We start from the raw sequence: 13,017 nt of genomic DNA, 5'->3' as shown, positions 1-13,017 counted from the left end.
CCTCCTCATCAATCTACAAATTCAAATTCATATTCCATTAGGCGAACGGTATCGCCATCTTTTGCACCGCGCTTTCTTAAAGCTTCATCAACGCCCATGCTTCTCATTTGTCTTGCGAAACGATTGATGGACTGATCTCTTGAGAAGTCGGTTCTCCTGAATAGAGACTCAATTTTCTCTCCCGACAGAACATAAGCTCCATCATCATCCCGTGTGACTTTAAATGGTGCTTCTTCTTTTTCAAATTTATATACGACTCGTTCTTCTACTTCCTCAATGGATTCTTCATGTTTTGGAATTTGATCCAATTTATCTGCTACAGCATATAATAGTTCGTCGATTCCCTCGCGAGTGATCGTAGATAGAGGAAATACAGGAACGTCTTCCCCTATTGCCTCTTTAAATTGACGCAGATTCTCCTCAGATTGAGGCATATCCATTTTATTCGCAATAATTATCTGCGGACGGTTCTCAAGTCTAGCATCATAGGAGGAAAGCTCATTATTAATGGTAATGTAATCATCATAAGGATCACGCCCTTCTGCCCCAGACATGTCGATAACATGCAGAAGGAGGCGGGTTCTTTCTACGTGACGCAGAAACTGATGCCCCAGTCCCACGCCTTCGTGAGCTCCTTCAATTAAGCCCGGGAGATCTGCCATGACAAAGCTTCTATGGTCCTGACTTTCTACGACTCCTAAATTAGGAGAAAGAGTGGTAAAATGATAATCGGCAATTTTAGGTTTAGCTGCCGTAACTACAGATAAGAAGGTAGACTTTCCTACACTTGGAAATCCTACTAACCCAACATCAGCCAATAACTTCAGCTCGACTTGAACATCCAGCTCCTGGCCAGGCTCCCCATTTTCAGCAATTTCTGGAGCGGGATTGCGAGCGGTAGCAAATCGAGCGTTTCCTCTGCCGCCGCGGCCGCCTTTAGCAATTACCGCACGCTGTTTATGCTCCGTTAAATCCGCTATGACTTTATTGGTGTCCGTATCTTTCACTGTCGTACCGGGCGGAACACTTACTACTAAAGGAGCTGAATTCTTCCCATGCTGCCTTTGATTCATTCCATTTTCTCCGCGTTTCGCCTTAAAGTGATGCTGATAACGAAAATCCATTAATGTATTTAATCCTTCATCTACTTCGAAAATAACATCGCCGCCATTTCCGCCATCACCACCGGCCGGTCCACCTCTAGGGACATACTTTTCCCTACGATAAGCAACTAGACCATTTCCTCCGTCGCCGCCTTTAACAAATACTTTTACCTGATCGACAAACATATCCTTCACCTCTTCAATCTATCGTCATTTCCACGGACAGTTCACGTTCACCAAATATGGATACGATAAAACCTTCGTGGCTAAGTTTCTTCTGTAACTCAGAAAGGCTTTTAAACTGCCCTTCCCATTCCCAGCTTAATCCTGTAGAACCAGGAGATCCGCTCGAATAAATATGCAGAGAACCTTCATAAAGCTCTCCCTCTACATTATGTTCAGTCATAAGTTCAATCATTCTTCTTCCATAAGCTGTGATATCCAAGTCATGACTGGATAAATCAACCTCATCTTTCATAAAAAACGTAAGCCGGTATTGACTGTATGTCCAATTAAAAGATAGCAGCCATATGGAAAACGCAGCTGCCTGGCTGTTTAATAACCGTCGTTCCTGTTCAGCTTCTTCCTTAATTTCATCTAGCTGTTCAAGCAGCTTGTCCTGTTTTCCTAAAGAAGCGTATCCTTGAATTAATTGTATTTGATTCATCCAGTCATGACGCTTATGTCTTAGAAGTGAAATGATCCTTTGATTACTCAAATTATCCAGCTCCCTCTCCACATCAATAATAAGAAAAGTATAGCAAAAATAAACAGGAAACTGAAACTAATCTTAAAAGCATAAGCAACTTGGCAGCAGCGGTCTGCAACGCCAAATTCAGCTAAGTCGAACCTCTATTAGCGAGGGTACTGGTACAATACGGCTCTACACTCTTCAACCGTAGTCAAACAAACAAAAAAGCTGCGCTTATGCATAGGCACAGCGCAGCTTTTTATATACGTTAGAAACCATAAAATTCAGTTTACGCTTCCTGCGCTGCAGGATAAACGCTCACTTTTTTACGGTCACGTCCGTAACGTTCGAATTTAACAACACCATCCACTTTCGCGAACAATGTGTCGTCTCCGCCACGGCCAACGTTAGCTCCTGGATAAATCTTAGTTCCGCGTTGACGATAAAGGATAGATCCTCCTGTTACAGGCTGACCATCAGCACGTTTCGCACCAAGACGTTTAGACTCAGAATCACGACCGTTTTTTGAACTACCTTGCCCTTTCTTCTGTGAGAAAAATTGCAAATCAAGACGTAGCATAGATTCCACCTCCTTAAGAATGTAGGATTTTAATATATTCACTGTAATCATTTTCAATCGTTTCAAGTGAAACCAGCATGCCTTCAAGCAGAGTATGAGCTTTCTGAAGCTGGGCTTCGGTCAGCTTCTGCGGTAAAGTGATTTTCAAAAAACCACCCTCGCCTCCTTGTTTAACATGAGGTTCAATTTCACAAAGCTTTATGAGGGAATTTACTGCTCCAAATGAAACAGCTGATACTGCCGCACATACTAGATCGTGTCCGTGGGGACCGCTCTGTGCATGTCCGGAAATTTCAAACCCGCAAATCATTTGCTTTGAATGAAACATCTTTGCTTTTATCATCAGCTTTAAGCCTTACGCGTCGATTTTATCAACGACAAGCTTCGTATATGGCTGACGATGACCTTGTTTACGTTTGTAGTTCTTTTTTGGCTTGTATTTGAACACGGTAAGTTTCTTCTGACGACCTTGTTTCTCAACTTTAGCCGTAACAGTAGCACCTTCTACAAATGGAGCCCCAACTTTCGTGCTGTCTCCGCCTACGAATAGAACTTTGTCAAAAGTGACAGTTTCACCATCTGCTGCGTTCACTTTCTCTACATAAATTTCCTGACCTTCTACTACTTTAACTTGTTTACCACCAGTTTCAATAATTGCGTACATACTTGCACCTCCTCAATTTACTCAGACTCGCCATTCAGGTACCGGATTCGGTTTAAAAACCTGTTCTGTGCGGTTGTAGCATCGGAGTGCTACTAGAATAACAAAACAATGTTACCACAGATCAAAACAAGTTGTCAACATGATACTCACGGCGCTTTACAGCTTCCAGGACCATGTCTCTCGACCCTTCAAGCTCAATTTGATAGCCGTGGATCATAGGATCCTCCCTAACAAACAGCTCTTGTGGAATTTTACTAGATATGAGACTGGAAAGCAATCGTTTTTTTTCATCATATAACCTAGGATTAACAACCACCAAGATCGCTTCGCTTGAGGTAGTTCTTTTTAAAAGAAGCTCTCTTTCCATACGAAATAACCAGGTGGAATCTTTAATACTCGGTGAATAGGTTTCTTTCAAGCTTTTCCCTGGGCTTGTCCACTGCCTTTTGCGGGTTATTTCCATTAATCCCAGCCGGGTTATCCCTAAAATATTCGTGTAGATAAGATCATTCTTCACTAACAATCTCATGTATTGAATCAATTTCTTTTCTAAAGAAGAGTCATGCATAGAGATGAAATCAATCACAATCATTCCAGCTATGTTCCTTAATTTCAGTTGACGCGCAGCTTCCTTAGCTGCCCGCTTATTCACTTCAAAGGACTGAGAGTTAGACAGAGTTTTCCCTTGATAACCCGCACTATTAACATCAATAACCGTCATGGCTTCAGTTTCATCTATTACTAATTCAATGCCCTGCTCAATGGGCAGATAGCGCTGGATCAACTGACTTTGTATTTCGTTAATCGTACGGGGCAGAACACTGTCCAACTCTTTCTTCCAGATGATTTTTTCTTTTAGAGAAGGATACCTCTTTTTCAAATATTGACTGATGGTTGTATCATCTACATATATGTGATCTACATTCATAATTGGATACTTTCGAATAAGCTGGTCCGGTACTATCGCATCCAGCCACAAAGTATGACCCGTACCTGCAGCTAAACTTTTCCAATGTCTCTTTAGGGAGGCCAATTCTTCTTGCAGTTCATCTTGACTAACCTCTTGGGCCGCTGTCCGGATGATGGCTCCTTCCGTCTCTTCCAGCCACTCTGTTGTTTGGTTAAGAAATATTGTTCTTAAAGGTTCGGTTATCTTTCTGGAAACAGAAACTTTTTCTCCATAGGGCTGATAAACACAAAGTAAACCCGGTATCGTGATATCCGCAGTCAACTGTGCACCTTTTTGATCAAGAGGCTCTTTAATTACCTGCACCTTGATCTCTTCCCCCTCTTTTAGCGCTTGTTCAATTTTATTAGTACACCACGGAATTTCTTCTCTCTTAAGGAAACCATTTTTCTTCTGGCCAAAATCGATAAAGGCTGCCTGCATGCCTTTATGAATACTTTCAACCTTACCACTAAAAATAGAACCCGAAAGTGTATTCACTTCCGGGCGGATATTTACATATTCAGTAACCTCGTTATTCTCAATCACTACTCCGCTTTTCTCTGACGGCTGGGTATGTAATACAATAGATCTCATGAAATCCCTCACTCCAGAACAGTTTCTGCGATGTCCTTCAAGCATAGATTCGGGTTTTTTCTTTGAAAATAAGCTTGAAGACACTCCTGTTCATTAACTATATATAACTCAGGCGACCGTTGCAAGACATAGAAATGCGTCCGATTTGCCCGAATATTTTTTAATACATCTCTCACGAAAGTATGAGGATCTATATTTACATACTTTGCTGGAATCGGCGATGCTTTCCTGGTAGAACAATACATGAGGTACCTCATATAAATGTACGATTTGCGTTTCCATTCAAGGACGTTTTCAGTAATTAAAAAAGCGCCGAGCAGGATACTGGCAAGAGTCCAATGATCATTGAGGGTAAACCAGGCCCCAATAAGGAGCAGGAAGGCAAAAGACAACAGAAGTCCATAGGTCATGCTGTTGCGGAAAGTACATATTTGATTTAAGGCATAAAAAATAAGTTTCCCGCCATCCAACGGCCATATCGGCAGCAAATTAAATAAAAGAATCACACCATTATAGAAATAAGCGACCGTTATTAATGGATGCGGCCCATGTACAACTTGCAAAAGAAGGAGCAATGCAAATATCCATAAGTGCTGAATTGGGCCTGCCAGAACTACGTATAATTGTTCTTTAAACGGTCGCGTATTATGTTCCTCACTAACTACAGCTCCGCCAAACAGCCAAAATTCTATTCTTGTTACTCTCCAGCCAAAATGCCGGGCAGTAAAATAGTGGCCAAGCTCATGAATGGCAACGATGCTGAAAAGGATAACAAATTCATAGATGGCCCCAGTAAAGAATGCAGAAAGTGCAAGAATAAAAAAAAGCGGGTGGACGTGGACTGTATTCGTGAGATTAAGAGCTTTCATCAACTTTAATAACCTGAACAGGATCTAGATATTTGTTATCCTTTTTAATCGCAAAGAAGAATTGAGCCGCTTGTCCTTCCTTAGATTCTACAGTCCCTAAGGCTTTCTGGGCATCAACAAATTCATATAAATGAACGTCAACCGAGGATAAATAACCATAAATGCTGTTCGACCCATCTTCGTGCTGAACAATAACCGTTTTGTCAGTATCAGGATCATTGCCGGCGAAAATAACCGTCCCAGCTTTAACGGCTTTAACATTCGATCCGTCTTCTGCAGTCATAATAATGCCCTTGCCATCATTTTGAAAAGTTTTAGTGACTGTACCATTAACCGGCAAAGCGACTTCCGTTTTTGCTTTCTTGCTATCATTTTGAACTAATTCCAGAGGTTTGCCAAAGCGGTCACTGTACCAAGCGGTGACTTTAGCGAATGGAAATTCCTCTTGTAATTGACTTGTCACCCACTGTTCAGGCTTGTCCAGAAAAGTTAGGTTGGTCCGCTCACCTGCAGTCACTGTGGCAAACAGAAGTGCAGACAAAAGCAATTGCAGACCCAACTGGCCGGTACGTGACTTTACCTCGTTTTTTTTGTAATCGTTGGTATATCCACTAACTAAAGGTGGCAAGCCATGAAGTTCTTCATCTTGAGGAGGAACGAACGTAGTACGTGGTCTTACAGGACCATCAAGAACTTTTCTTTTTTTGCGGTCGGCAATATTCTTTCGTACATGTTCAATATCTCTTTTCATCTAAAATCCCTTCTCTCTAACCTAACGTTTCTACCATTCTATGGGGAGAAGGAATATTATATGTATAGAAAGTAAAATAGAAATAGAGGATGGGGGGAGTGATTATGTCTCTAATGAAAGAGGAAGTGGATGCAGGAGTCATGAAGTAAGTAGACGAAGTGCTTCTTTATACATAAAAAACCTGAACCAATGTAAAATAATGGTTCAGGCTATAGTGGAAAAAATCTATTTCCACAAATCTTTCAATAATCAGCAGTAAATAAATCCAGAATTTCGCAAACCGAATTGTCCCTTTTTTTCACAGAACGTACTCAACATTCGGTGCAAAAAATGGATTACGCCCTTAAACCAAAAAAACGCTTTACTTTTGCCATTAAACTAGTATCTTCTTCTAAACTCATTAACGGGACAGTTTCCCCTAATATACGGCGTGCGATATTCCGATAAGCGATAGAAGCTTTAGTGTTTGGTTCTAAAGCAACGGGTTCACCAATGTTCGCTGCTTTAAGAACGGCATCGTCGTCCACCACAATTCCAAGCAGGTCAATCGATAAAATGGATACAATTTCATCCACATCAAGCATATCGCCATTTTTCATCATGTGGCTCCTAATTCTGTTAACTACAAGCTTTGGGGATTCAAGGTCTTCCTGTTCTAGTAATCCAATAATGCGATCGGCGTCTCTAACGCTTGATTTTTCAGGCGTGGTTACTACAATAGCTTGATCTGCTCCGGCCACGGCATTCTTATACCCCTGCTCAATCCCGGCAGGACAATCAATAACCACATAATCATATTCAAGTTTTAATTCATCAATTATTGCTTTAATCCCTTCAGGGGTCACTTCTGATTTATCAGAGGTTTGAGCAGCTGGAAGAAGGTGAAGACAATCAAATCTTTTATCTGCAATGACTGCTTGTTTGGTTTTACACCGCTCTTGAACTACATCGACTATGTCATAAATGATTCGATTTTCCAATCCCATTACGACATCAAGATTTCTAAGACCGATATCGGTATCGACCAGACAAACCTTCTTATTTTGCAGAGCTAGTGCCGTTCCAAGATTGGCAGTTGTCGTAGTCTTTCCAACCCCTCCTTTTCCGGAGGTAATTACAATTGCCTCACCCATTAAGCATTCTCCTTTCAAAACTCGCTAGATCTGGTCGTTTTTTTACAATTTCCTGTAACCGATCAATTCGAATCTTTCCCTCTTCTTCATCTATAAAGCCACATTCCATGTAGACTCCCTCAGACTGATAATCAGGCGAACGGCTTAATTGATCGGCGATTCTAAGCTGGTTCGGTTCCATATAAGAAGCAATAATAACTGTACGAGTATCCCCTTGGATTCCTGCATGAGCAACGCCTCGTAAACTTCCGAGAATATAGATATTACCAGTAGCGGCTATTTTGCCGCCCGGATTCACATCTCCTATCAGTAGTAAATCTCCACGAACTTCAAGAACCTGGCCAGACCTAACCGTTTTCACTACAGGGGTTATCTCTGTATTCTCTTTCCAGGCAAGTGCTTCCTTCTTGGAGATCACTTCAGAGTCAATATTTTCAACCACTAAATTCTGCTTTTCTCTAATAAGCTTGCGAAGGGCTTCTTTTTGAATTTCATTTAAATAACGTTTTCCTAATTGAATCGTGATTCGTATCAGCGGCTCTTCCTCCGTGAGACCATTCATGGAAAGTTTATCTTGTAATTCATCCACTATTTCCTCAAAAGGGCATTGATCATCTAAATATAACGTCAAGCCGTCTCTTGTACCTTTTATCGTAATATTTTGGTTTTTCGCATTCACAGATGTCACCTCAAACGTTATTCATTTCCTCAGACCAATCCTGTACAAGATTTTTGGTTAGCGGATACAGCACAATGAAGAAGATCATGTTGGCTGCAAGTGTGGGTATTAATCTATCCATGGCATAGGCACCCCAAGTCATAGAAGTGACTTTAACAAAGGAGTAAGTAACATAAAGGAATATATCTGCTAGGGCAATTCCCAAAATGACTAATAAAGATGCCGACAAAAAGTTCGCATGGAGCAGCTTCGTTAATCCATGAATGATATAAGCAACTAGTCCATAAACCACCATATAGACTCCAAGCACGCCAGTATAAGCTACGTCAATGAGAAGACCAAAGATCATCCCGTACCAGACGCATAAGTATGTTTGATCTTTATCATAGAAAATAGCGACCAGCAGAACAAAGCACAGGGCCCAGTGAGGGGTAATCAAAAGATTCGAATAAACAAAATGAGTGGGGAGTAAACTCATAGCTGTTCCTTGTAAAGCCACTAATACGAGAAGAATCAGAGCAATGATATATCGGCTCATTGCTCTGCTCCTCCTTCCCCTTGGTCCGAGTCTTTGACTGTTTCCATTGCCCGGTCCACTACGATGACATGATTGATATCATATAAGTCCGCATAGGGCTTAACGTAAGCCGTTTTGGTCAACCCAAATTGGTCATTCACTACTTCATCGATTTTCCCAATACGGAGTTCTGGAGGAAATACACCGCCCATACCTGAAGAAATAACGGAATCACCTTTTTTTAGTTTCTCGTCAAGGTTTATTCCATTCAGTACCAGCCGTCCGCTCTCATCGTCATATCCCTCAATCAGACCAAAAACATGTTTCTTATCCTGGTCCTCCCCTTCTCGGACGACCCAGGCAGATATTTTATTGGACCGATTAAATCCGCTCAATAACTGAACAGTGGAGTGAAAGGCACCGGCTGATTTTATTTTGCCAACCATACCATCACTGGTAATAACAGCCATATCCTTTTTCACTCCATTTTCTTCCCCTTTGTTTATAGTCATTTGCTCAAACCACCGGTCAGAGCTGCGGGCTATAACTGTCGCATTGATAGGAGAATAATCACGCATAGATTTCGTTTGATCAATGGTCGCTTTTAGTTCATTATTGTCTTTCTTTAACAATTGATTTTCTTGAATAGCCCCTTTGTATTCCGACAGACGGGCTTTCAATACTTTGTTTTGTTCATAAACGTTCAGCATGTCGTGCGTACGATTGTAAATGCCATCAACCAGCCGGATGGGCTGATGAAAAATTGTCTGCACCCAGCCGACAGTGTCTTCCAGAAACTTTTCCGGTGCAGTAATTGAACTGCGATCCCGTAAAGAAAAGCCAATGAGACCCACAAGCACAATAAAGATAATTAATACGGTCATTAGTCTTTTTCTGCGAAATAAGGAAGGCATAAGCTAACCGCCTAATCCAATGTTGAACGGCTGGCAACGTTAGGCTGGCCGCGGAAATGCTGGATGTATTCCAGAGATTTACCCGTTCCAATCGCCACACAGTCTAATGGTTCATCCGCAATGAAAACAGGCATGTTAGTTTCTTCACTAATGACTGTATCAATATTCTTCAATAAAGCTCCGCCACCCGTCAGGACGATACCTCTCTCCATAATATCCGCGGAGAGTTCCGGCGGGGTTTTTTCCAACGTGTTTTTGACCGTTTCTATAATGGAATCTACCGTATCTTTTAAAGCATTCATAATTTCAGAGGATTGGATGGTGATCGTTTTCGGCAGCCCGGTAAGCAGATCACGGCCGCGGATATCCATTTCTCTGACCTCTTCAATCTCCCCTGCACCGCCAAGCTCCATCTTAATTTCTTCTGAGGTCCGCTCTCCAATCATAAGGTTGTACTTTTTCCTCACGTGCTGAACGATAGAATCATCCATTTCGTCTCCCGCTACTCGAATGGATTGACTCGTTACAATTCCTCCAAGAGAAATAATAGCGACTTCTGTTGTACCGCCGCCAATATCCACTACCATGCTACCAGTGGGTTCCCAGACAGGAAGTCCCGCTCCAATTGCCGCAGCAAATGGCTCAGCAATTGGAAATGCTTCTTTCGCCCCTGCTTGTTTAGTGGCATCGATTACCGCTCTTTCTTCAACCATCGTAATTCCTGATGGTACACAAACCATAACGTTCGGTTTACTTGCAAACGAAGACCTGGTTTTTAACGCCTGTTGTATATAATATTTCATCATTTGTGCCGTTGTATCGTAGTCCGCAATCACTCCATCTTTCATAGGACGGATGACAGATATGTAACTCGGTGTCCGACCGATCATATTTCTTGCATCGTTGCCGACAGCTTCAATCGCTCCTGTCTTTGTATTCTTAGCTACTACGGAAGGCTCTCGAACAATGACACCTTTATTTTTTAGAAATACCAAAGTATTTGCTGTACCTAAATCAATACCTAAGTCCTGCGAAAATCCAAATAAACCCAATTCATATCTCCCTTTCTAGCCCGTGCTTCTATTTACGGGGTGAAGCTTTAAGTATTTTTTATGAGAAGAAGCGCCAATTTATAAGGAAGTTCTCATAAATGGCGCTTATGTTTTCATCTATTTAATTATACGAAAAAACTTTAAAAATAGATAGTGTTACAGGTATCCTTTTTCTTTCAATGAGATAAATTTCCTATCTCCAATGACCAAATGGTCCAGCAATTCAATTCCTATCATCTTTCCGCATTCCTGCAATCGGCGGGTAACATGAATATCTTCCTGAGAAGGGGTAGGGTCTCCCGAAGGATGGTTGTGGGCGCATATGATGGAAGCTGCTGACCTTTTTACAGCTTCTTTAAATACTTCCCGAGGATGAACTATTGAGGCATTCAGGCTGCCGATAAAAATTGTCTGCCGGTGTAGGACCTGGTTCTTAGTGTTTAGAAAAAGGCATATGAAATGTTCCTGCTTTAAATCTCTCATTTCTTCCATTACGAAATCTGCTCCATCTTCCGGACTTCTGATCATGTATCTCTCTGCCGGTTTCATTTGCTGCATCCGCTTGCCAAGCTCAATGGCGGAAATAATGAGCACTGCTTTCGCCAGCCCTATCCCACGAATAGACGTTAACTCTTCTATCGTGGCATCTTTCAAAAGCATTATTCCTTCAAAATGAACAAGTAGTCTTTGGGAGAGATCCATTACAGATTCATTTCTGGAACCACTTCCAAGTAAGATCGCTAAGAGTTCCTGGTTAGAGAGGTGAGGAGATCCAAGTTCAATTAACCGCTCACGCGGCCTCTCTTCTTTAGGCACATCTTTAATCATAATACTCGTGTGAACCACTATCTTTTGCCTGCCTTTCCTACTATTCCTCATAAAGGAAAGACATCAGCCGATGCCGATATTAAACCTGCCCAGCTCTCTTACCACACGAGACAAAGGCAGTCCCACGACACTCAAGTAATCCCCTTCAATCCTTTCCACAAACAGTCCTCCCTTTCCTTGAATCCCGTAAGCACCGGCTTTGTCCCATGCTTCTTCATGCTCCAAATAACGCTCAATTTCTTCATGAGTTAAAGGGAAGAATTTCACGCGTGTACATACCTCAAAGGAGCGCTGTTGTACTTCATTTCTAATACAAACACCAGTGTAAACATTATGCCAAGACCCACTTAAGTTGTTCAGCATTTGATTAGCTTCGTGATAGGAGGAGGGTTTACCTAGGATGTTATCCTGCCATACTACTACCGTATCAGCGGTAAGTATCACTTCTTTATTTCTTAGGTTAAGCGCTTGGTTTTTCTTTTCAGCAAGGTGCAGGACGGCAGCATTAGGAGTCATCGACTTGTCGATAAATTCTTCAACTTCAGCAGGCCGAACAGTAAATGATAAGCCTGCCTGCTTTAACAAATCAGACCTTCGAGGAGAGGCAGAGCCAAGAACAAGGGAGTACATAGGAATCTCCTTTCACTTTATGAGGTATTCTTATCTTACAGTAAAGTAAGAACTTTCAGGATTTTGAAATTCCGTGATATTAGCCGCTCTACCCTTTCCAAAGGAATAGTATTCAGACAGAAACTCGGCTTTTTTCAGCCGCGAAAAAATGAAAAAGCCGAATTCCCGTATTTCTTATTTATTTTCAAGTGCATGAGCAATTAGCATCCAGGCAATGTTATCCTTATCTCCGTCTGCCCATGTTTTGACCGCCGCTATTAAATCTGGCTGCTGCTTTATTTTTTGAACGCTTTCTAACAGACTCTGCCGTTCAGCTGCCGGCACGGATGATAAATTATTATTGCTAAGATAATCTCCCAGCTTTTGAAGAGAGGCACTTTCTTTACCGGTTATTTCTTTGGTTTTTACATCCCAAGGTTTTACATAAGTGTCAATATCATGAGCAGCAATCTGTGAAGCTAACTGACTTGCTTCTTCCTCTGTGGCTGCGCTGCCAACAAATAGATAATAGCTGCCATCGCGTTCCCAAATAACTGATTCTACTGATTGACTCTGAATATTAGACTGCCAATCTTCAGCTTTACTTTCTGAAGAAAACACCCCAGCTTGGACGATATACGTATCAAGGGATAAGGACGAAACAACAGATGCTCCTTGCTGAGACTGAACATCCCCATCTGCCACTGCAGCCGTGCTGCCATTCCCTGGAGTTGCTTCGTTCGTAATAGAAACAAACATGCGGAGCAGCAGAAAACCCAGCCCAAGACTAATTAATAATGCCGTTAGCGAAGTCATGATCATAGACTTAAGAGATGCGGGGGTTTTCAACTTGCCTTTGTAAGGCAGTTCATAGATCGATGTGGACAGCTTTAATCCTGTGTTCGGTTTCTTCTCTTTAGGGTCGGAAGCGGCTGACAATTCCTCTTTTGCCTGAATAATTTCATTTTGCGGCTCTTTACCCTTTGATCCGATGGAAATAGAGATCTTCTTCTTTGGATTCATTTTTATCACTCCCGGCAGGTTTGCTATAAACCTATCATAGAAATAATAAAAACTACGCTGA

The 13,017-nt window shown here is 41.8% G+C and carries 16 protein-coding genes and 1 other annotated feature; all 16 genes read right to left on the bottom strand.

Going from position 1 to position 13,017, the window contains the following annotated elements; translation table 11 throughout:
* Positions 1-8: 8 nt before the first annotated feature.
* Positions 9-1,289 (bottom strand): GTPase ObgE, encoded by a 1,281-nt coding sequence (obgE, locus tag Q7A53_RS01015; protein ID WP_411787246.1) that lies wholly within the window; start codon positions 1,287-1,289, stop codon positions 9-11.
* 13 nt (positions 1,290-1,302) lie between these two features.
* Positions 1,303-1,821, bottom strand: a complete 519-nt coding sequence (locus Q7A53_RS01010) for a Spo0B domain-containing protein (protein ID WP_411787245.1) — start codon at positions 1,819-1,821, stop codon at positions 1,303-1,305.
* A gap of 262 nt (positions 1,822-2,083) precedes the next feature.
* Positions 2,084-2,374 (bottom strand): 50S ribosomal protein L27, encoded by a 291-nt coding sequence (gene rpmA, locus Q7A53_RS01005; protein WP_411787244.1) that lies wholly within the window; start codon positions 2,372-2,374, stop codon positions 2,084-2,086.
* A gap of 13 nt (positions 2,375-2,387) precedes the next feature.
* A complete protein-coding gene (locus Q7A53_RS01000; RefSeq protein WP_411787243.1) occupies positions 2,388-2,717 on the bottom strand; it encodes a ribosomal-processing cysteine protease Prp in 330 nt (109 codons plus the stop codon).
* 12 nt (positions 2,718-2,729) lie between these two features.
* Entirely contained in the window at positions 2,730-3,038 is a 309-nt protein-coding gene (gene rplU, locus Q7A53_RS00995; RefSeq protein ID WP_411787242.1) for a 50S ribosomal protein L21, read from the bottom strand.
* 13 nt (positions 3,039-3,051) lie between these two features.
* Positions 3,052-3,123 (bottom strand) — a sequence feature (ribosomal protein L21 leader region).
* 36 nt (positions 3,124-3,159) lie between these two features.
* Complete coding sequence (locus Q7A53_RS00990; RefSeq protein WP_411787241.1) at positions 3,160-4,581, bottom strand: ribonuclease E/G; 1,422 nt, start codon at positions 4,579-4,581, stop codon at positions 3,160-3,162.
* A gap of 8 nt (positions 4,582-4,589) precedes the next feature.
* Positions 4,590-5,450, bottom strand: a complete 861-nt coding sequence (locus Q7A53_RS00985; protein WP_411787240.1) for a site-2 protease family protein — start codon at positions 5,448-5,450, stop codon at positions 4,590-4,592.
* Complete coding sequence (locus tag Q7A53_RS00980; RefSeq protein ID WP_411787239.1) at positions 5,437-6,201, bottom strand: peptidoglycan DD-metalloendopeptidase family protein; 765 nt, start codon at positions 6,199-6,201, stop codon at positions 5,437-5,439. The genes Q7A53_RS00985 and Q7A53_RS00980 overlap by 14 nt, the downstream gene beginning before the upstream one ends.
* A gap of 335 nt (positions 6,202-6,536) precedes the next feature.
* Positions 6,537-7,334 (bottom strand): septum site-determining protein MinD, encoded by a 798-nt coding sequence (minD, locus tag Q7A53_RS00975; protein ID WP_411787238.1) that lies wholly within the window; start codon positions 7,332-7,334, stop codon positions 6,537-6,539.
* Positions 7,327-8,013, bottom strand: a complete 687-nt coding sequence (gene minC, locus Q7A53_RS00970; RefSeq protein WP_411787237.1) for a septum site-determining protein MinC — start codon at positions 8,011-8,013, stop codon at positions 7,327-7,329. The genes minD and minC overlap by 8 nt, the downstream gene beginning before the upstream one ends.
* A 10-nt stretch (positions 8,014-8,023) precedes the next feature.
* Positions 8,024-8,551, bottom strand: a complete 528-nt coding sequence (mreD, locus tag Q7A53_RS00965) for a rod shape-determining protein MreD (protein WP_411787236.1) — start codon at positions 8,549-8,551, stop codon at positions 8,024-8,026.
* Positions 8,548-9,444, bottom strand: coding sequence for a rod shape-determining protein MreC (gene mreC / locus Q7A53_RS00960; RefSeq protein ID WP_411787235.1), 897 nt, complete (start codon positions 9,442-9,444; stop codon positions 8,548-8,550). The genes mreD and mreC overlap by 4 nt, the downstream gene beginning before the upstream one ends.
* Before the next feature lie 11 nt (positions 9,445-9,455).
* Positions 9,456-10,496 carry a rod shape-determining protein gene (locus Q7A53_RS00955; RefSeq protein WP_411787234.1) on the bottom strand — a complete coding sequence of 347 codons (1,041 nt, stop codon included), beginning with the start codon at positions 10,494-10,496 and terminating at the stop codon, positions 9,456-9,458.
* A 156-nt stretch (positions 10,497-10,652) separates the two neighbouring features.
* Positions 10,653-11,324, bottom strand: a complete 672-nt coding sequence (gene radC / locus Q7A53_RS00950) for a RadC family protein (protein WP_411787843.1) — start codon at positions 11,322-11,324, stop codon at positions 10,653-10,655.
* Positions 11,325-11,387: 63 nt separating this feature from the next.
* Positions 11,388-11,954, bottom strand: coding sequence for a Maf family protein (locus Q7A53_RS00945; protein ID WP_411787233.1), 567 nt, complete (start codon positions 11,952-11,954; stop codon positions 11,388-11,390).
* Positions 11,955-12,128: 174 nt separating this feature from the next.
* On the bottom strand, positions 12,129-12,956 hold the full coding sequence (locus Q7A53_RS00940) for an SPOR domain-containing protein (RefSeq protein ID WP_411787232.1): 828 nt from the start codon (positions 12,954-12,956) through the stop codon (positions 12,129-12,131).
* Between the last annotated feature and the right edge of the window lie 61 nt (positions 12,957-13,017).

It is taken from the genome of Halobacillus rhizosphaerae (assembly GCF_046719735.1).
Taxonomy (GTDB): Bacteria; Bacillota; Bacilli; order Bacillales; family Halobacillaceae; genus Halobacillus_B; species Halobacillus_B rhizosphaerae.
Note: the sequence above shows the minus strand (reverse complement) of the source record. Positions and strands in the feature narration are given on the sequence as shown.